At 38.4% G+C, this 19,696-nt stretch carries 16 protein-coding genes, 1 tRNA gene and 1 pseudogene; 13 read left to right on the top strand and 5 right to left on the bottom strand.

Going from position 1 to position 19,696, the window contains the following annotated elements; genetic code table 11:
- A pseudogene (locus JQC92_RS16005) lies at positions 1-205 on the top strand (IS66 family transposase); the annotation flags it as partial.
- A 26-nt stretch (positions 206-231) separates the two neighbouring features.
- Here JQC92_RS16005 and sppA read toward each other — a convergent pair.
- Positions 232-2,091: a signal peptide peptidase SppA gene (gene sppA, locus JQC92_RS16000; protein WP_205000582.1), complete on the bottom strand. Its 1,860-nt coding sequence runs from the start codon at positions 2,089-2,091 to the stop codon at positions 232-234.
- 165 nt (positions 2,092-2,256) lie between these two features.
- Between sppA and JQC92_RS15995 the strand changes: the two genes are divergently transcribed.
- Positions 2,257-4,275 (top strand): oxidoreductase, encoded by a 2,019-nt coding sequence (locus tag JQC92_RS15995; protein WP_205000581.1) that lies wholly within the window; start codon positions 2,257-2,259, stop codon positions 4,273-4,275.
- A gap of 281 nt (positions 4,276-4,556) precedes the next feature.
- On the opposite strand, the gene JQC92_RS15990 is transcribed toward JQC92_RS15995, so the two are convergent.
- On the bottom strand, positions 4,557-5,405 hold the full coding sequence (locus JQC92_RS15990; protein WP_205000580.1) for a PfkB family carbohydrate kinase: 849 nt from the start codon (positions 5,403-5,405) through the stop codon (positions 4,557-4,559).
- Positions 5,406-5,632: 227 nt separating this feature from the next.
- Here JQC92_RS15990 and uvrY point away from each other — a divergent pair, with 227 nt between their 5' ends.
- Genes uvrY through pgsA form a run of 3 tightly spaced genes read left to right on the top strand, consistent with a single transcriptional unit; the run spans position 5,633 to position 8,721 of the window.
- Positions 5,633-6,277, top strand: coding sequence for a UvrY/SirA/GacA family response regulator transcription factor (gene uvrY / locus JQC92_RS15985; RefSeq protein WP_205000579.1), 645 nt, complete (start codon positions 5,633-5,635; stop codon positions 6,275-6,277).
- Positions 6,278-6,295: 18 nt separating this feature from the next.
- On the top strand, positions 6,296-8,125 hold the full coding sequence (uvrC, locus tag JQC92_RS15980; protein ID WP_205000578.1) for an excinuclease ABC subunit UvrC: 1,830 nt from the start codon (positions 6,296-6,298) through the stop codon (positions 8,123-8,125).
- Between the two features lie 47 nt (positions 8,126-8,172).
- Positions 8,173-8,721 carry a CDP-diacylglycerol--glycerol-3-phosphate 3-phosphatidyltransferase gene (gene pgsA, locus JQC92_RS15975; RefSeq protein WP_205000577.1) on the top strand — a complete coding sequence of 183 codons (549 nt, stop codon included), beginning with the start codon at positions 8,173-8,175 and terminating at the stop codon, positions 8,719-8,721.
- Between the two features lie 146 nt (positions 8,722-8,867).
- Here the strand turns inward: pgsA and JQC92_RS15970 are convergent, their stop codons facing one another.
- Positions 8,868-10,421: a LysM peptidoglycan-binding domain-containing protein gene (locus tag JQC92_RS15970; RefSeq protein WP_205000576.1), complete on the bottom strand. Its 1,554-nt coding sequence runs from the start codon at positions 10,419-10,421 to the stop codon at positions 8,868-8,870.
- 59 nt (positions 10,422-10,480) lie between these two features.
- On the bottom strand, positions 10,481-11,263 hold the full coding sequence (gene gloB / locus JQC92_RS15965; protein ID WP_205000575.1) for a hydroxyacylglutathione hydrolase: 783 nt from the start codon (positions 11,261-11,263) through the stop codon (positions 10,481-10,483).
- Between the two features lie 120 nt (positions 11,264-11,383).
- Here gloB and JQC92_RS15960 point away from each other — a divergent pair, with 120 nt between their 5' ends.
- On the top strand, positions 11,384-12,094 hold the full coding sequence (locus JQC92_RS15960) for a methyltransferase domain-containing protein (RefSeq protein ID WP_205000574.1): 711 nt from the start codon (positions 11,384-11,386) through the stop codon (positions 12,092-12,094).
- Here the strand turns inward: JQC92_RS15960 and rnhA are convergent.
- The gene (rnhA, locus tag JQC92_RS15955) at positions 12,091-12,567 is read right to left on the bottom strand and encodes a ribonuclease HI (RefSeq protein WP_205000573.1); all 477 of its coding nucleotides are present in this window, start codon (positions 12,565-12,567) and stop codon (positions 12,091-12,093) included. The two genes, JQC92_RS15960 and rnhA, sit on opposite strands and share 4 nt — an antisense overlap.
- Positions 12,568-12,627: 60 nt before the next feature.
- Here rnhA and dnaQ point away from each other — a divergent pair, with 60 nt between their 5' ends.
- The 7 genes from dnaQ to JQC92_RS15920 all read left to right on the top strand — a co-directional run bounded on the left by dnaQ (position 12,628) and on the right by JQC92_RS15920 (position 19,545).
- Positions 12,628-13,356 carry a DNA polymerase III subunit epsilon gene (dnaQ, locus tag JQC92_RS15950; RefSeq protein ID WP_205000572.1) on the top strand — a complete coding sequence of 243 codons (729 nt, stop codon included), beginning with the start codon at positions 12,628-12,630 and terminating at the stop codon, positions 13,354-13,356.
- A 2-nt stretch (positions 13,357-13,358) separates the two neighbouring features.
- Positions 13,359-14,672 carry a TIGR03503 family protein gene (locus JQC92_RS15945; RefSeq protein ID WP_205000571.1) on the top strand — a complete coding sequence of 438 codons (1,314 nt, stop codon included), beginning with the start codon at positions 13,359-13,361 and terminating at the stop codon, positions 14,670-14,672.
- A gap of 100 nt (positions 14,673-14,772) precedes the next feature.
- Positions 14,773-14,849, top strand: a tRNA-Asp gene (locus tag JQC92_RS15940).
- 403 nt (positions 14,850-15,252) lie between these two features.
- A complete protein-coding gene (locus JQC92_RS15935) occupies positions 15,253-16,113 on the top strand; it encodes a hypothetical protein (RefSeq protein WP_205000570.1) in 861 nt (286 codons plus the stop codon).
- Positions 16,106-16,477, top strand: coding sequence for a hypothetical protein (locus JQC92_RS15930; RefSeq protein WP_205000569.1), 372 nt, complete (start codon positions 16,106-16,108; stop codon positions 16,475-16,477). The genes JQC92_RS15935 and JQC92_RS15930 overlap by 8 nt, the downstream gene beginning before the upstream one ends.
- Before the next feature lie 32 nt (positions 16,478-16,509).
- Positions 16,510-17,031 (top strand): hypothetical protein, encoded by a 522-nt coding sequence (locus JQC92_RS15925; RefSeq protein ID WP_205000568.1) that lies wholly within the window; start codon positions 16,510-16,512, stop codon positions 17,029-17,031.
- A gap of 57 nt (positions 17,032-17,088) precedes the next feature.
- Positions 17,089-19,545 carry an ADP-ribosylglycohydrolase family protein gene (locus tag JQC92_RS15920; RefSeq protein ID WP_205000567.1) on the top strand — a complete coding sequence of 819 codons (2,457 nt, stop codon included), beginning with the start codon at positions 17,089-17,091 and terminating at the stop codon, positions 19,543-19,545.
- Positions 19,546-19,696: the final 151 nt, after the last annotated feature.

Genomic DNA, 19,696 nt, shown 5'->3' with positions numbered 1-19,696 from the left:
CTGCATTAGAGGTACGGTTATCATGCGTAAAAATTGTTTTGGTACCAGCTCTGATAGAGGAGACAAGTTCCGCTCCAGAGTATTGTCTGTGATTGAAACCTGTAAGAAGCGTGGTTTATCTGCACTCGAAGTTATCTCTGAAATTGTTACGGCTGTAACACAACGTAAACCTTATCCAGATGTGTTTAACCTCACCAGCGATTAGTCAATACTACGCTGGTGAATGGTTACCTATTGAACATTACAACTTTCACAAAGCATGTAGATATTATTGGGATCATCAAACATGGATAGTTGAGTCAAACTTGTATCTATATTGCCAATTATTTTATTGAGCAGTGACACTTTAGTTCTAGTCTCTGGAAGATATACTGAAGCTTGAGCAAAAAGCTCTTGAATAAATAATTGTTCTGGAGAAAGTTCCTTCTCGATAACTTCAGTATCGTACGATTTTAATTTAGCTAATTCAGAAGCCTTAGTCACAGCATCAGTCATATCTCCTATTGCGTCTACAAGCCCCAAGTCAAGAGCACGCTTACCGGTCCACACACGTCCTTGAGCTATTTTATCAACGTCTTTAAGTGACATATTTCTTTCATTAGCAACTAAAGAAATAAAATTATGGTAGTTATGTTCAACACCACGCTGAATGACTTTGCCTATAGTAGGAGAAATGCCATTGGTTACAGACGCAGAAGGCCAGTCAGATGTTGCAACGCCATCAGTGTGAACACCTAAATAGTTAGCCGCATTTTCATAAGTGTTGATCATACCGAACACACCAATCGAGCCAGTAAGCGTTGTTGGTGTTGCATAAATATAATCTGAACTTGCAGAAATCCAATAACCGCCAGAAGCAGCATAACTGCCCATACTGACCACCACAGGTTTACCAGCTGCCTTTAATGCTAGTATTTGCTGGCGAATTTGCTCTGAAGCAAATGCACTACCACCAGGGCTATCAACGCGTAAAACCACAGCCTTAATTTTGCTATCAAAACGTGCTTTTCTCAATAATTCAGATGTGCTGGTGCCACCGATATTACCAGGTTGTTGAGAACCATTAAGAATCGTGCCTTTTGCGACGACGATACCAACGGCATCACCTAGAATGATATTGTGCTTAGGTTTTACAACGGATAAGTAATCATTAAAGTCAATGTTGTTATAAGAATGGCCAGAGTCAGCTTTGCCGAATTCTTTAATCATCGCAAGGCGTATTTGCTCTGATGTCGCAATTTCATCCACGAGTTTACGTTTGACGGTCAACTTCGCATCATCACCATCAACAGAATCTAACTCTTTAAGATAATCTTTAGGCGACAGAACAAGATTTTCTGCTTTTATATTGCGATTAGTCGAAATTACTTTTGCGTAGCTTGACCATAAATCATTAATGAGAACTTGGTTAGCTTCTTTCGCAGCAGGAGACATATCATCTCGAATGTAAGGCTCTACTGCAGATTTAAATGTACCAACACGATAAACATGTGTCGTGATTTTAAGTTTTTCTAATGCAGACTTATAAAATAATCTGTAAATGCCAATGCCTTCGAGAGAGACATTTCCCTGGGGATTCAAGTAAATTTTATCTGCGTAGCTTGCAAGCAAATACTGTTGCTGGTTGTAATAGTCACCAACAGCATAAATCTTTTTCCCTGTTACTTTAAACTTAGCCAAAGCGTTACCGATGGCTTCAGTTTTACTGATTCCTGCGCCTCTCATGCCAGAAACGTCTAAAACGATCGCTTTAATACGATTATCATGAGCAGCATTATTGATGACGTAAATAACATCTGAAAGCAGAGTCTCAGACTGTTTTGCCCCACCTTTACTTTCAATAATGGCAGCTTCAAGAGGATCAACATAATGCTTTTGGTCAACAATTTGGCCATTTAAGTTTAAGATTAAAGCTGAACCATCTTCGACAGTAATCGGCTTATCAGAACTTAAGGCAAATACGGCTAAAATTAGCCCGATAAAAAGCAGCGGAAAGAAAACAATATTCAGTACGAGCTGACGGATGAAGTTAATTACACTCCAAATCAACTTCAATGTATTTTTCGTTGTTAGAGGCTTCTTAGTGGACATGGCCACTCCCTTAGTGAAAATATTAGCTAAATGCTACTTTAAATTAAAAAAAATCTCTAAATTCAATTGTAACTGATTTTAATAAATCAAACTTGAGGTTAACGATAGTACAGGCTATGTTATTGAACATAATAATTCAATCAGTCGTTTAAAAATGGTGTTTTAATGAGCTATCCAAATTTATTACAACCACTAGACTTGGGTTTTACTCAATTAAAAAACCGAGTGCTGATGGGGTCGATGCATACAGGGTTAGAAGAAGAGAAGGATGGATTTTCAAAGCTCGCTCAGTTCTACAAAGAAAGAGCAGAAGGTGGTGTCGGTTTAATTGTTACTGGTGGTATCTCTCCTAATTTTCGCGGTCGATTAGCACCTAATGCATCGCAATTGAGTTATAGTTGGCAAGTAAAAAAACATAAATTAGTCACAGATGCAGTTCATTCTGCAGGTGGCAAAATTTGTATGCAAATTCTTCATGCGGGACGCTATGGTTATCACCCGTTAGCCGTGGGACCGAGTAAAGTTAAATCTCCCATATCTCCATTTACGCCATCTCCTTTATCGAGTCGCCAAATACACAAAACAATTAAACATTATGGCAGAGCAGCTAAACTTGCACAGCAGGCTGGTTACGATGGCGTTGAGCTAATGGGCTCTGAGGGTTATTTGATTAATCAGTTTATCTGTAATAGAACCAATAAACGAAATGATCAATGGGGTGGCTCACTAGAAAACCGTTGTCGTTTAGCCGTAGATGTCGTAAATGCTGTGAGAGAACAAGTTGGTACTGATTTTATCATTATATTTAGGTTGTCGATGCTCGATCTCGTGGAAAATGGCTCAACGTGGGATGAAGTAGTTCAACTGGCAAAATGGCTTGAGTCGGCTGGTGTTTCTATAATTAATACAGGAATTGGTTGGCACGAAGCACGAATTCCTACGATTGCTACCAGTGTTCCTAGAGCGGCGTTTTCATGGGTCACTGAAAAAATGAAACAAGAGGTATCAGTACCTCTTATCGCAACAAATCGTATTAATACTCCTGAAATCGCAGAAAATATCATCGCATCAGGGCAAGCTGATATGGTTTCAATGGCTCGTCCATTTTTGGCGGACCCTAACTTTGTTCAAAAAGCTGAAAATGATGAAGCCCAGTTAATTAATACATGTATTGGCTGCAACCAAGCTTGTTTGGATCATACATTTAAATTGAAAAGAGCAACCTGTCTCGTAAATCCAAGAGCCTGTTATGAGACTGAGCTCAATATAACACTCACAACGAATCAGAAAAAATTGGCCGTAATAGGTGCTGGTCCCGCTGGGATTGCATTTGCAATGAGTGCAAAGCAAAGAGGGCATGAAGTTGTTTTGTTTGAACAAAAAAACGAAATTGGAGGACAATTCAATTTAGCGAGAAAAATCCCAGGTAAAGAAGAGTTCAATGAAACCATTCGCTATTTCCATGAAATGATAAAAAAATTAAATATTGAGTTAAAACTGAATACACAATTTGAACCTAAAATGGTTAAAGAAAATGGCTTTGACGAAGTCATACTCTCTTCAGGTGTAGTCCCTAGACAATTAACTATTGATGGTATTGACCATAATAAGGTATCTGATTATCAGCAAGTACTCAATGGAGAAGTCGAGCTAGGTGAATCAATTGCAATCATTGGAGCGGGTGGCATTGGCTTTGATGTCGCACATTTTATCGCTGAAAACGACTCTATTACACTTGATCAAAATAAATGGCTCGACAATTGGGGCATTGATAAAAATTATAAAAATGCAGGTGGACTTGACGACAACGAACCTGTGCATCAAAGAGACAAAAAAATATATTTGATGCAACGCAAAACCTCGAAAATGGGTAAAGGTTTAGGTAAAACAACAGGCTGGATTCATCGTAGTGTACTCAAACAGCATGGTGTTATTAATATGTCTGGAGTGAACTACGAAAAGGTAGATGACCAAGGCTTACATATTAAAGTTGGCGATAAATCTGAGATTTTAGCTGTTGATAATGTCGTTGTTTGTGCAGGGCAAGAATCTAACAGAAAGTTATTAGATGCTTTACAAGCGACGGCTGTACCTGTCCACATGATTGGTGGAGTCGATATTGCTGCTGAAGTCGATGCAAAAAGAGCCATCAGACAAGGTGTTGAACTCGCCTTAGAAATCTAAGGCTCAGAATCCAAATGAGAGTATTTATACCCATGATACCTGAAGATGCTCGATTTCAGCGAGAATGCACAGCTTGTTAATCAAGGCGACAGTGTGCGGCAATAGCGAGCTATTGTTAGCGCTGGCAACACAGAGTAACAAGCTGTGCAACTCGCACTGTGTGGACTTCTCAGCGCCAATTCTTCTTTGTTACATTAGCTCGAAAGAATCCCGATATTCCTTCGTTAATGCGCCTCAAAGAATTGGCGCTGAAAAAGTCCTGAAACATGCATCTTCAAGTATCATGGGTATACATCAGATAAATATCCCTCTAATTTCTCTCCTGGGATCGAAGAACCTGTTGCAACGGCACAGGCTGCCCAGTTAGCGGCTTCTTGCATGGCTTCAATAATGCTTCTTTCATTAACGAGCCCGTGGATTAAGCCAGCAGCATAGGCATCTCCAGCACCTGTTGCATCGATGACTTCAGTTTTTACTGCTCGAACGGATTCTCTCATTTCTGATGTGTAGACCGTCGCACCATGTTCACCATTAGTAACAATAAAATATTTAAGTGAACTCCCTGCGATACTATAACCATACTCCCAAAATTCACCATGAGTACGACCTAACATATCAGTGGCCGATGCAATCAACACATGACAAGGGCGTTTTCGTTCATCCTTTCCGAGCTGTGCAACAACAAGGCATTGATTGAGTGCTATTTTACACCAGCTATTTATGCCTTGTGCTGATGAGTTAACGTATATAGCGTCTGTTTCAGAAAATTTTGGTGGGATTCCTAGCTCGAAAAGTGGTCTATTGGGTCTGATAATGGTTCTTTCACCATCAGGCGTAACTAACAACAAGAGTTCTTGAGTGTCACCAGCTCTGTGCTGAATTAAATCCGTTTGCATTCCATGTTCATGTGCGGCTTGAACAAGCCAATGGCCTGTATTGTCACTCCCAACTTCAGTGATTAAACTGACCTTATGAGATGCCATTACTAGGCTTATTCCAGTATTGGAGCCCCCGCCACCAATTCTGCGACCTGAATCTTCATATAAAAAACGTCCCCCTAAATGAATGGGTTTATCAAGGTGGAGAACACGATCACAATTTAAATTCGCAATGAGTAATATATTGGCCATGAAATCTTAAAAAAATGCGAGATAAAATAAATCATCGCATTTTTATTATTTATTTGTAAGAGGCTGAACATACAAACAAGGTTCAGAAGGCAATTATGTTATTGAATGAATAGAATTTAACCGAAAAAAAGTTAAAGTCATTTATTACTTCATTATGACGCTTATATAGGATAGATTGTTGTCGCCTTCAAAGCTTTTCCCCATATTGAGTTAAAGGACTGCTAAGTTTGATAAAAGTATATCTTGTTGATGATCATGAAATTGTACGGACTGGAATTCGCCGTATTCTTGAAGACGAAAAGTCATTTGACGTTGTCGGAGAAGCACCCGACGGAGAAACTGCTGTAGCATGGGCTCGTCAAAATGAAGCTGATGTAATCCTAATGGACATGAATATGCCTGGGATGGGAGGGCTTGAAGCAACCAAGAAAATAATGCGTTACCAACCTCATGTTAAGATTATTGTATTAACGACTCACGCAGAAGATCCACTTCCTATAAAGGTAATGCAAGCAGGCGCATCTGGTTACTTAACCAAGAACTCCTCTCCTACAGAAGTTGTGAATGCCATCAGACAAGTGGCACACGGTCAAAGGTACTTAGCACCTGACATTGCGCAAAAGATGGCATTAAATCAAGTTTCGCATTCAGACGAAAATCCTTTCACTTCACTTTCTGAGCGTGAATTGCAGATCATGATGATGATTACCAATGGTGAAAAGGTGAATGATATCTCAGAGCGACTCAATTTAAGCCCTAAAACAGTAAACAGTTATCGATATCGTTTGTTTGATAAATTAAATATCAGTGGTGATGTTGAACTTACTCGTTTAGCTATTCGTTATAAAATATTAGATACCACTCAATTTTAATTGATACATAAATTACCAATGACTTCGCTATTTGACTCAAAAGCATTCTTAAAAACGGTTTCAGAACAAGCCGGAGTTTATAGAATGTATGATGATAAAGGTGAAGTCATTTATGTCGGAAAAGCAAAAGATCTCAAAAAGCGTTTAACTTCCTATTTCAGAAAAAATGTAGGGAGTGTAAAAACAGAAGCTTTAGTCAGTCACATTAGAAGCATTGATGTTACTGTGACTCACAGTGAAACCGACGCATTAATTCTTGAGCATGATTATATTAAGCACTACATGCCAAAATATAACGTTTTGCTTCGAGATGACAAGTCATACCCTTACATTTTTCTCAGTAAGCACAAGCACCCACGTCTTGCTTATCATCGAGGTGCTAGGCGAGAAAAAGGACAATATTTTGGACCATACCCTAACGGTGGTGCGGTAAGAGAAAGCCTACATTTACTACAGAAAATATTTCCTGTTCGTCAATGCACTGATATTTACTATAAAGCGCGTTCGCGTCCCTGTTTACAATATCAACTTAAACGTTGCAGTGGCCCTTGTGTCGATAAAATCAATGAACAGGATTATTCAGAGCAAGTTCGCTTAGTTGAATTGTTCCTAAAAGGTAAAGACCAGCAGGTTATGACTGATCTTGTATCAAAGATGGAACAGGCTGCTGTAGATTTCAACTATGAGAAAGCAGCTATTTTTCGTGACCAAATTACGGCATTAAGAAGAGTTGCGGAGCAGCAAGAGGTCTCATCGACACATGGAAACATGGATGTGATAGGTGTTTCTTATTTGAAAGGCATTGCTTGTTTCCACATTTTATTTATCCGAGATGGTAAAGTTTTTGGAAGTCGAAGCTACTTCCCTGATGTACCAAAGCAGACGGTTATTCAAGAAGTGCTTTATTCATTTTTAACGCAATACTATCTTAATCATGATATTCAAAGGACGATCCCAAGTGAAATTTTGCTCTCTGAAGTACTTGAAGAAAGTAAAGAGCTGGAAAAAGTCATATCAGAATCGACAGAAAAGAAAGTTACCATCAAAACGAATGTTCGTGGTGATAGATTTAACTTTTTAAAATTAGCGCAAACCAATGCGAACAATGCAGTCCAAACTCGCTTAAGTCACAAAGATACCGTAGAGCGTCGATTTAATTTGCTTGAAGAAACGATAGAGGCGACTCAACAAATTACTCGGATGGAATGTTTCGATATAAGCCATACCATGGGGGAAAATACGGTCGCATCTTGTGTGGTATTTAATCGAGAAGGTCCCGACAAGGCAGAGTACCGAAAATATAATATCTCTGGAATCACCCCAGGTGATGATTATGCTGCAATGTCACAAGCCGTAAGAAGAAGATTTGACAAAGTAACAGCAGAAGCAAAAGTACCAGATATTCTTTTTATTGATGGTGGAATAGGGCAATTACGGTGCGCACAAAAAATAGTCAATGAAAAGTTTAACGATTTAGATAATATACCTACTTTAATCGGTGTCGCAAAAGGTGAAGGACGTAAACCTGGGTTAGAAACGATGATATATGGCGGTAGTGAGATAGAATTTAATCTTAGTGCTGATTCTCCAGCCTTACATTTAATCCAACACATCCGTGACGAGTCTCATCGCTTTGCTATTACAGGGCATAGAGGGAAAAGGCAGAAAGCTCGTCGAACGTCTACATTAGAAAATATTCCTGGTGTAGGGCCTAAACGCCGCAAAGCACTCTTACAATTTCTAGGAGGAATGCAGGAAGTTAAAGGGGCAAGCGTGGCCGAATTAGCAAAAGTCCCTGGAATTAGCGCAGAAATGGCGCAAACGATTCATGATGCATTGCGGGGTTGATAAAAATCAGGCAAGATTGCTATAACTTTCTAACTAGTGATGTAACAATGCCGTTTAATGTACCCATAGCACTGACACTTTTCAGATTATTCCTAGTTCCAGTCTTCATTTTTCTGTTCTATTTACCTTTTACATGGGCGCCTTTTGCTGCTGCATTTGCTTTTTGGTTAGCTGCAATTACTGATGCATTAGATGGTTATGCTGCTAGAAAGTTGAAGCAATCAACACGCTTTGGTGCGTTTTTAGATCCTGTTGCTGATAAGTTAATGGTTGCATTGGCTTTAGTTTTATTAGTTGAACAATACTCATCAGTTTGGTTAACAATTCCTGCAATCATTATGATTGGGCGCGAGATTGTGATTTCTGCTCTTCGAGAGTGGATGGCTGAAATTGGCAAAAGAGGTACTGTCGCCGTTTCTTGGATAGGCAAATATAAAACAGCATTCCAGATGATAGCCATTATCGGTCTTATCTGGAAGCAAAGTGATTTTATGGTCTATTTAGCTTACGCTTTGCTTTATGTAGCAGCTGTTCTCACTTTCTGGTCTATGTTGGCTTATATCATGGCTGCTTGGAAAGATTTAACCGCAGAATAAAGGGTTACGAAACGCCACTTAATGTGGCGTTTTTTTTGACTTGTTTATAGTGAACAGAAGGTAAACTAAATTCAAAATGAAAGGCTGAGAATTAACACATTCTAAATACAAGCCGCTTCAGGATAGAGCAGGCTTAGCTCATAATATTATGAAGAGAAGTTAGTCACATCAACATACAGGTTCAGCATTTGGCCTGGTTGTAAATATTCTTTAGCGTCTAATTGATTCCACTTTAATAAATCACTGATACGTACATTAAACTTATCTGCAATTCTTGCTAACGAGTCACCATTTCTTACTTTGTAATTAATATTACGGATGACACTTTTAGATTGAGCAGCGGCTCCTTTTTGCCAAACAACAAGTGTCTTACCCGCTCTCAGCGGATCTTTTGGTGCCATGTTGTTCCAACGAGCAAGTTGTGAAGTTTTAACACTGTATTTTCTAGCAATTGTCCATAGTGACTCACCAGACTGAACATTATGATTAACTTTATAATCACCGCGTTTTATATTCTGTTTGCGCTCTAAACGGGCTTTCGCCGTTAATGTGTAGTGGCTTAAATCTTTCGTAGCAACAGGAATTAATAAATGTTTACCAGCAATGATTGTATTACCTTGAATACGGTTAACTGATTTAATTACTGAAGGTGTTGTATTAAAACGTTTAGCAATAACACCAATATTATCGCCACTCTTGATTTTATATCGCTGCCACTTCATGTGATCTTCAGGCGACGTTTCGTTAAGAGCAAGTTCGAACTCATCAGCACTTTCAAGCGGTAATACGAAGGTATGTGGACCTTTTGGACCCGTAGCCCAGCGATTATAGCCAGGGTTGTACTGGTGCAATTCTTTGGTTGTTAGGCCTGCGTAATCAGCTGCTACAGCTAAATCCATCTGGTGCTTAACTTGTAAAACTCTGATTTGTGGGTCGTTCGGAATCGGTGATAACTTAATGCCATACTTTTCTGAGTGCTTAATGATGTCCGCTAAAGCGAGTAGCTGAGGAACATATCGTTCAGTTTCTGTTGGTAAATCAAGAGACCAGAAATCGGTATTCATTCCTTTTCTTTTGTTTCTTTTAACTGCTCTTAAAACTCGACCTTCGCCGGTATTATATGCTGCGATAGCATATAACCAATTTTGGTTGGTTTTTTTGTATAAATATTCGAGAAAATCAAGCGCAGCTATGGTTGAAGCGTGAACATCTCTTCTGCCGTCGTACCACCAGTCAATTTTTAAACCGAAGTGCCTGGCCATCGGCGATGTAAATTGCCACAGTCCAGAAGCTGAGCCATGAGAATAGGCAAATGGATCAAAAGAACTTTCAACAAAAGGCAGTAATGCGAGTTCGAGAGGGAGATTTCTTTTTTCCAACTCTTCAATGATCATGTACATATAAGGGTGTGCACGTTCTGTAACCCGTAAAATATGCTTTTGGTGTTTTAAGTACCAATTACGATATTGGTTTACCAGCTTTTTATCTGGTACAGGCATATCTAAGCCTAAACGAAGCCTTTCCCAAACATCAATAGTCGTTTGTGTTTGTTTAATATCTGTAGAGAGATCTGGTCGAGATTCTGCTTTTGCTAAAGGCTGCTTAATAACAGACGTTGGCTTATTTAATTGTGTTGGAACGGATTGACAGCCCGCAAGTACTGTAAAACATCCTGTAAGGAAGTAGTGCGAAAATCTCATAAATAGATTTATTCCCTAGGCTTATAATTGATTTAAAGTTAAGCATACTACTCTATATGCTAGAAGTTGTCTTTCCATTTTCTTAGGGTAGCAAATCGGCTAACTGCATCTTGTTGTGGGGATTCAGGAAATTGGAACATTAATTTTTCTGAAATCACTTTATCATTTGAACGTAAAAATGGATTAATGGCAATTTCAGTTGCTATTGTTGTCGGAAGTGTTGGGATATTACTTTTTCGCAATTGTTCACATTTTAAAATATATTCATTTAAATGTTCATTTTGTTCGTCAACTTCAATGGCGAATTTTAGATTACTTAATGTATATTCGTGCGCCGGATAAACTAAAGTTGAAGCTGGTAAAAGAATCAATTTTTGAAGTGCAGAATACATTTGGTTTGCTGTTCCTTCAAAAATACGACCACAGCCAGCACTGAATAATGTATCACCACAAAATAAATGACCGTTGATCATGTATGCAATGTGATCAAGTGTATGGCCTGGAATCTCTAGTACCTCTACTTCTACATCCTCTTCAATATTTTTAAGTTTAAAACGGTCGGCTTCATACACTTTGCATGTTATTTCTGAAATGTACTTCGAGTCAGGTCCGTAAACAACAAGTTGATTACCTGCGTATTTTTGTAAATCATTTATTCCACCGATATGATCGTGATGGTGATGGGTAATTAAAATACCTGTTAATGTTAGATTGTTATCTTCAATGAACTTAATAACGGGTTCAGAAGTACCAGGGTCGACTACATATGCAGTATTGCTGGGGGTGACGATGCACCATATATAATTATCATTAAATGCAGGAATACTTTTTACTTCAAACATGCTCATCACTTGTGTTTATGGTTAAAATGTTGCTATAACCACAGTGTACATAACAATTTAAAGTAAACTAGAGTATTCTTTAAATTTAAGCTATTTGGAAATCGGTTTTAGTAGACATTTATGCATAATAAGCCAAATTCATGGATTGAACTCCCGCACGGTGAGTTATTAAAGCAAAATATAGAGCAGGCTCTATCGCCAATGTTGAGCCAATCTTTTGGTTATCATTTACTTAAAATTGGACGGCTTTCTACTGAAATTAATACGGAACATTCTTCTATACCGAATCAATTATCCCTGAGTGATAAACCATTAGCGCATGCTATTTGTGAATACACTCATTTACCGATTGAAACTAGCTCAATCGATTCAATTGTTTGTTCTTTACTCTTAGAATATGAGGCAAACCCTTTTAAAATTTTAAGGGAGATTAACCGTATTCAAGTATCAGGTGGGCATTTATACCTCATTGGTTGCAATCCTATGAGCATGTTGAGTTTCGGTAAATTGGTTCCTAAACGTAAACATGCATACCCATGGAATGGCAGGTTTTTTACCTCTCACAGAGTAAGAGATTGGCTAGAGGTTCTGGGATATCAGGTGGTTGAAGAGAAAAAAGCGATTTATCACCCATTAATAGGGAAGTACTCTGACTACAGTCTTTGGCAAAATATGCTTGAAGATTGGATACCTCAAGTAGGCTCATTTTATATTTTAAATGCTAAAAAACTAGAGTGCCCTTTAACTCCATCAAAAGCTTGGAAAAAGAAAAGAGCACCGAATTGGGCTACAGCACCTTCAGCGGGAAGAGTACCTAGGTTGGAAGATTAATCGGTAGGTTGATAGCCTTCATCAATCTCAGAAGGTGAAGCTTCAGCTGCATTTCTTGCTAAATCATCGCATCGTTCGTTTTCAGGATGACCAGAGTGACCTTTTACCCATTTCCAATCAATATTGTGCTTTTGAGCAGCGAGATCAAGGCGTTTCCATAAATCGACATTTTTAACCGGCTTTTTATTGGACGTCATCCAATTCTTCTTTTTCCATCCATGAATCCATTGAGTAATGCCTTGACGCATATATTGACTATCACTGGTTAATACGACATCACACTTTTCTTTTAGCGACTCTAATGCGACGATTGGTGCTAACAACTCCATTCTATTGTTGGTGGTGAGCACGAAACCGCCGCTCAACTCTTTTCGATGTTGTTTATAGTTCATTACAACACCATAACCGCCTGGACCAGGGTTTCCTAAACAAGATCCGTCAGTATAGATGTGAATTTGTTTCAGTTCTGCCATCAAATTGCTACCATATTCATTAATTAATAATGAGTATACAAATTTGGTATAACAAATCCTATGAATATTGTTTCTAAAGCGGCACGCCAGATTATTCTTGATACAGAAACCACGGGTATGAACCAGTCTAGTGGTCCTATTTATATGGGGCACAGAATCATTGAAATAGGTTGTGTGGAAGTCGTTAATCGAAAGCTAACCGGCAGGCATTATCACGAATACATTAATCCTGGCCAGTTAATTGATGAAGAAGCAATGAGGGTTCACGGAATAACCGATGAATTTGTTTCTGATAAGCCACGCTTTCATGAGGTTGTAAAAGGGTTTATTGATTTCATCGATGGTGCAGAAATTGTGGCTCATAATGCCCCCTTCGATATCTCATTTATGGATCATGAATTTTCTTTACTTAACCCTAAAGGTCCAGTAACAACTGATATCTGCACAGTCGTGGATTCGTTGGATATTGCAAAATACTTACATCCAGGGCAGAAAAACAATCTTGACGCCTTATGTAAGCGATACTTTATCGATAACTCTAGACGAACTCTTCACGGCGCTTTATTGGATGCTGAAATCCTAGCCGATGTTTATTTACTGATGACAGGTGGGCAAACAAAGTTCAATTTGTCTACGGATTCAGAAGGTGAAGGAGAAGGTGGTATTGTTAGATTATCAGAAAATAGAGAAAGTCTTAAAGTCATCTCTGCAAGTGCCGATGAATTACTTAAGCATGAAGAAAGACTCGACATAGTTGCTAAATCAGGTAAATGTGTCTGGAGAGACTAACGTTGAACAAAACGATATTTGGCTTACTAGCATCCTTCTTATTTTTTTTGCCTGTGACTGTGTCACAAGCAAAAATCGTCAATTTCAACACCGCTGAAGAATTAGAAAACCGTTTTCGTATTGATCATATGGTGTCACATGTCACTTTATTCATTCAAAGAGAATATGGTTCACCGCCATCAATCATTATTTTACCTGATGGGAGAAAGTGGTACTCAACTCGACATCCTGAAAACGTCAAGTGGATGGATGGGATAACCGGAGATATTGTATATATACCTGAGCCGATGGCTGGTCCATGGCAACTGATAAGTCGGATTGCACCGGGGTCAAAACTCGAAAAGATCAGTGATATTCAGATTGAAGTACAACCACTTCCACAACCTTTGTATCAAGGTGAGACAATAAAAGTTACTGCGAACTTAAAAGGCGACGGCAAGTTGCTGCAGATCCCTGGCTTGGAACTATTAATGGATTGGCGTGCGACAGTTACAAGCGCTCAGAAAGCGGATCAGGAAAATTTTGCTGCTGGTTTCAAGCGCCTAGGGGACTATCATGATAATGGTAAGTTATTAGATGAAGCTCCAGGTGATGGGATCTTCACAAGTAATTTTGATTTAGATTTACCTTGGGGAGACTATGTTTTTTCGGTAAAAGCGAGTAATGAAGTATTTAGTCGTGAATATTCATTTCCAATTAGGTTAAAACCAAGCCCTATCGAAGTAAAACTTGTTGCACCACCTGAAAATTCAGTATTGCCTTATCGTTTAAACATCAGTGCTAATAGCAATAATATTAAGCTTGATGAAACACATATCGAATATAATCTGCATGGCCCGAATGGCTATAAAAATAAGTTGATCCTTGATCATATTTTTAATGATGAGGAGCGACTTGAGCTTCCTAAAGTCACAAAATATGGTAGCTACACATTAAGTGGTAAAGCAGTAACAACGACCAAAGATGGTCGAGAGATCATGATTTCACTTCCTACTTCATCATTTAGCTTACTTGAGCCGCCAGAGAAAGGGCCTTCAGAAGCGGAAGTTGCACTGGTTAAGCTTCAAGAAGCAAAACAAAAAGAAGAAAGTGCTAAGTCACGTATCATTATGACTGCAGTAGTGGTCAATCTGATCATTATCATTGCGTGTGTTGTCGGTTTTATCTACTGGCGGAAACGTAAGATTATGAAAGTAGCAATGAGAGCTGCAGAGATGAATGTACTTAATGAAGCGATGAATGATTCGTTAACCGATGAAGCTCCAATTACATTGGACGAGATTGATTTGACACTACCAGAAGAAAAATTAAATTAAACATATTTACACGGTGTGTATAAAAGTTGTTCAGTTGAATGTTCATATTGTTAAAAGTGTTTGACCTTTATGAGTTGCGTCAGTAATATTCTTTGCCATTGGAGCGGTAGTTCAGTTGGTTAGAATACCGGCCTGTCACGCCGGGGGTCGCGGGTTCGAGTCCCGTCCGCTCCGCCAATATTTAGCAAAAAAGCCTTATCTTCTGATGAGGTTTTTTTTGTGTGTGAAATCTATAAGTAACAAATCACTATTGATTCTGCACAACCCTCTTTCTGCAAAAACTCTCACATCAACAAATTTGTGACGGTGACCATAATGTGCCCACTGCTTGCAACAATTATTTAAGGCTTAATGAATCGTAATAAACCCAAAGCCGTGATGTTTATCGCATAAATTATTACTTTAATGTCACCTTAGTGACATATCTAAGACCATTGATGATTTAAAATTATGAAAAAAATGAAAATGCGGCCCTCAAAGCTGACCTCTAACAAATATCAGACTTTCACACCATAAGCTTTTAAAGCGCTTGCTTGAATGCCGAGCAAGAATCGTCATTATCAATTCATGTGGTTACAAAATGACAGCAGCGAATAACTTTAGCACTAAACAAGAGTTTCTTAATAATGAAATCGTATCAGAATTCGTTATTCATTTAACAAATTTGATTAATGGAAAAAAATTTAAACACTCTTACAATAAATGGCAATGTTTCAGCCTTATTGACGCAAAGAACAGGTATCACTGGCAAGGTCAAAATTATGATGATACAAAGGCTAGCTTAGATGTGCTATCAAAACAGTTAAAATATTCGATTTTAAAACGTGATGCGAAATCTGTCTTAATCAACGTAATCAAAATTATGGATTGGGGGCAAGTACATAAAGGGTGCATTACTTATGTACTCAAAAAATTCGATCAATCGAGCTTGATTGATAGTTTGAGTGATGCGATCGATGTTCTTGATGGCGACGATTATAACCTACAACGATTTGACCAAAAAGATTTACGAATGGATTCAGGCTTGACTAAGGTTTATTCCTTGGGATCTAAACATTCTATTATTTATGATTCTCGTGTAACAGCTGCGATGCTACTCATAGGTTATCGTTATTTTGGGCATGAAAAGTTAAATTCAGAGATTAAAGAACTTGAATTGTTTGCAGGCAGTAATATCTCTAAAAAGCGATCACACATTAATAACTCCAAAGTGATAAAACGAAATCTAAAAGATAACTCGTTATCAAAAGGTTCAGAAAACATTTACCCGCATGCCCATTTTAATTTAATTGCTAATTGGATGCTTCAAGAAGCCATTGCACAAGCTCGAATTACGCAATTAGATTTATATGATACATGGGGAGTAAATGATGAGTCTGAAATGCTTAGGGCAGTTGAAGCTGCGTTATTTATGATTGGGGCTGATATCACGAATGGATAATAAACAAGCCGCACGCATCATTGAAATGTGTAAAGAAAAATACATAGAGCTTTATGATTTATTAGCTCATGTCGACTCTGAAAATGATGGTTTAGCAGAGTATAGCGATCTACAGGCTGATAGGGTTTTATCAGATGAAGAATTGATTTTGCATTCTTACATTGACTTAATGCATTGGGTACATAATGAACCTGATTCAGATTCAAAAAAATATCAACAGCTTTTATTAAATCAATTTGAAAACGCATTTTCTTGGGTCGTTAATCGACAACCACAAGAGCAAATTAATTTCGGATGGCTGATTCAAGAATATATCTGCGCAGTAACCCAGGACTATAGCTTTGGTGTTTCACCACAAAAATAAACAATATCAAGGGATGAAATAAGATGTTATATGTGAATATTAAAGAAAGTACACCTATTTTTCCTTTCGTTGAAGATCTTGATGAGCTCTCAGTTAATGCACAACTCGAGCTTATAAAACAGTGCCCAAGTATCAATTTAAAACAACCACAAACCAGAAAGAGCGTATTAGAGTTTGTACGTGCTTTGTTCGTTTATTATTTTCAAATTCCAGCCATGGATTTCGAGTTAAGTTCAGATTTATTGGAAGATGTTGAAAAGCAGGTTTGGGCAAAAGAGCTGGAAGTTCCAGAAGATGAAGTCACCCATGGACGATTATTTACGCATGTAGACTCTGAAGGGAATCATACTGGAGGAGTATCAGACAAAGGTATGTTGTTAATGTCACTATTTATGTTTGATATCGCTGATGTGACGGGTATTCATGTCGTCGATGAAAGTGACGACTACACCTTTTGTGCTAAGGAAAGTGAATTCAAAAGTTATTATGAATGTAAAACAGTCGCTGAACTTGTTGATATCATCTATCGAGTATCGATTAAATGTTTAAAGTGATTGAACTGACATCTCAAAAATTATAGCCCTTAGAGAATCACATCTGGATACGTAATAATGCCTGATTTCGAAAAACAAAAACACATAACTTCAACTGCAGTAGCCGCACTACAGGGGCTAGCTCTAGGTGATGCGCTTGGGACAACGTTAGAATTTAAACCCAGAGGGAGTTTTACTCCTATTTCAGATATCGTTGGTGGAGGTCCGTTTAAATTAGAAGCAGGGCAATGGACAGATGATACATCTATGATGTTGTGTTTAGCTGACAGCTTAATTGAATGCGATGGCCATAACGCCGACGATGAAATAAAGCGTTATCTTGATTGGCATCAAAATGGCAGTAACTCATGCACTGGCGAATGCTTTGATATTGGCAATACTGTTGCAGCGGCATTAAATAAGTTTAAAAAAACAAATAAAGCGTTAGCAGGAAGTAATGATGAGTATTCAGCAGGTAACGGCAGCTTGATGCGAATTGCCCCAGTTGCACTATTTTATCATCAAAGCTCAATCGAATATGCCTGTGAAATTGCCGCTATCAGCAGTCAAACCACGCATGCTGAGCCAAGATGTATCGATGCTTGTCGATTTATGGCTTACTTGCTTCATAAAATCATTAATAAACAGAATGCCAGCTCTAAAGAGCAGCTTTTAACATTTACAAAACCTAGCAATGAGTTTTCTGATTTTCACCCTGATATAACAAAAGTGGTCAAGGGTTCTTATAAGCACAAGGCTCAGAGTGAAATCAAAGGATCTGGATTTGTGGTTGAATCACTCGAAGCGGCATTATGGTGCTTTTATCATTCAGAAAATTTCAAAGAAGGGGCATTGCTTGCTGCAAATTTAGGCGACGATGCTGACACAACTGCAGCCATCTATGGTCAATTGGCTGGGGCATTTTATGGTTCAGATGCTTTACCACGCGAATGGTTAGATAAGCTTGCATGGCGACATGACATTGAGTTGCGAGCATTGACGTTAGTTCTTAGATCGAACAACAAACACATAGCTCATTTACTTGAGCAAATTAAAAATATTAAGGACAGTCATCAGCTTTATGAAAATATCAATGTTGATGAACTTATGCTTACAGGTTTGGATTGGTCTAGCTGGCTACATCACTCTAATTGTTTTTCAAAACAAAATCTAAGCACTGCAGACTTTAATTTGGCATCAATTTCGGATTGTTTAGGTTGGCTAACAGCATTGGTGCGTAGTGAGCGTTTTAACAGTGGCGCAATTGATGAGTCGATCAATAACGGTACGATGCAAAAATGGAACGAATATTTCAGCACATTAGTCACCCTAAATTACAACCAAGAAGTTGATAGGCGCAAAGTAGAGCCAAAGTCTAAACAGTATATTTTTGTCGGTGATATTCATGGTCAAATTAATAAACTGAATGAATTATTAGAACATCATGGTTATGATGCTAACGATCAGTCCGATGACATTCATTTCATATTTATTGGTGATTTAATTGATAACCAGCAAAAGGCAAACATCGATCAAATCGCCACATTAAACCAAGTTAAAAGCATGGTTGAGGATGGACATGCAACGTGTTTAATGGGCAATCACGAAATCAATGCTATTGGCTGGATGATGGAACATCCAGAATTCAAACAGCCATTAAGACCTCATAGCAGTAATAACCTAAAGCAGCACCAAGCATTTCTCAACCAAGTGAACGAAAATTCAGTTGAACATGAATACTGGGTTGATTGGTTCAAGTCATTACCGTTATTTGTGGACTTTGGTGAATTTAGAGCGATTCATGCCTGTTGGAATGAGGATGCATTGTTGAAACTTCAACGCTATACAGACGGGCATAATCGATTGTTACCAAAATTTTGGATCAATGCGTTTGATAAAGAGCATGAGCTATTTGGTTTAATCGAGACCGTATTAAAAGGCCCTGAAATCACGCTTCCAGAAAGCTTCAGCTTTACAGATAAAACCGGCATTGAACGTACTAGAATTCGCATTCGTTGGTGGCAATCAGAGGCTAAAACGTATCGAGATATCGCACAAGTTCAGCCTGAAATGATCAATGAAATACCGTTGCTACCCATTGATGGTTATCAACTTAATAGAATTATCGTGCCAACCTTCATTGGTCACTACACGCTCAATAACGTGCCTAATGTGTTGAGTGAAAAGGTCGCATGTGTTGATTACAATGCAGCAAAGGGAGATAACCCACTTGTTTCGTATATTTGGAATAAAGGTGACAAACGAGTTTTCAATAAGCAATTTGAGTATGTAAAAACTGGCAATCCAGAAAGCAATGATGAGAATCTTATCGAACAAGGCATTGAAGAGCTCATACATTCACGTTTGCAGCAATTAGAATTAGACTATCGAAAGCTTAAGAGCAGTAACGCATTGGAAGACTTCATAAATCAGAAACTCTGGAATGATTGGGATCCCATAGGTGTAAACGGGATTGAAGAGTGCGGTGATGAATACCATTTCCTTATAGAAGACATATTTAAACTCACTATTTAGGCTTTGATTACGACTCAATTGCATTACAACTGTCTCTTGATCAGATCTCAGAGCATTTCTCCGTCAGCTAGCATTTCTTTCGCCATCCTATATCCAACGACATAAGATTGAAGGGTATCCCAACCTTCCCAAATCGTTTCCCAGCCTGCTA

This window comes from Parashewanella hymeniacidonis, assembly GCF_016900895.1.
Classification (GTDB): Bacteria; Pseudomonadota; Gammaproteobacteria; order Enterobacterales; family Shewanellaceae; genus Parashewanella; species Parashewanella hymeniacidonis.
Note: the sequence above shows the minus strand (reverse complement) of the source record. Positions and strands in the feature narration are given on the sequence as shown.

Excerpts from the sequence above, each read along its gene's own strand:
- sppA (WP_205000582.1), bottom strand. The coding sequence starts at position 2,091 with ATGTCCACTAAGAAGCCTCTAACAACGAAAAATACATTGAAGTTGATT.
- JQC92_RS15995 (WP_205000581.1), top strand. The coding sequence starts at position 2,257 with ATGAGCTATCCAAATTTATTACAACCACTAGACTTGGGTTTTACTCAA.
- JQC92_RS15990 (WP_205000580.1), bottom strand. The coding sequence starts at position 5,405 with ATGGCCAATATATTACTCATTGCGAATTTAAATTGTGATCGTGTTCTC.
- uvrC (WP_205000578.1), top strand. The coding sequence starts at position 6,296 with ATGACTTCGCTATTTGACTCAAAAGCATTCTTAAAAACGGTTTCAGAA.
- pgsA (WP_205000577.1), top strand. The coding sequence starts at position 8,173 with ATGCCGTTTAATGTACCCATAGCACTGACACTTTTCAGATTATTCCTA.
- JQC92_RS15970 (WP_205000576.1), bottom strand. The coding sequence starts at position 10,421 with ATGAGATTTTCGCACTACTTCCTTACAGGATGTTTTACAGTACTTGCG.
- gloB (WP_205000575.1), bottom strand. The coding sequence starts at position 11,263 with ATGTTTGAAGTAAAAAGTATTCCTGCATTTAATGATAATTATATATGG.
- JQC92_RS15960 (WP_205000574.1), top strand. The coding sequence starts at position 11,384 with ATGCATAATAAGCCAAATTCATGGATTGAACTCCCGCACGGTGAGTTA.
- rnhA (WP_205000573.1), bottom strand. The coding sequence starts at position 12,567 with ATGGCAGAACTGAAACAAATTCACATCTATACTGACGGATCTTGTTTA.
- dnaQ (WP_205000572.1), top strand. The coding sequence starts at position 12,628 with ATGAATATTGTTTCTAAAGCGGCACGCCAGATTATTCTTGATACAGAA.
- JQC92_RS15935 (WP_205000570.1), top strand. The coding sequence starts at position 15,253 with ATGACAGCAGCGAATAACTTTAGCACTAAACAAGAGTTTCTTAATAAT.
- JQC92_RS15930 (WP_205000569.1), top strand. The coding sequence starts at position 16,106 with ATGGATAATAAACAAGCCGCACGCATCATTGAAATGTGTAAAGAAAAA.
- JQC92_RS15920 (WP_205000567.1), top strand. The coding sequence starts at position 17,089 with ATGCCTGATTTCGAAAAACAAAAACACATAACTTCAACTGCAGTAGCC.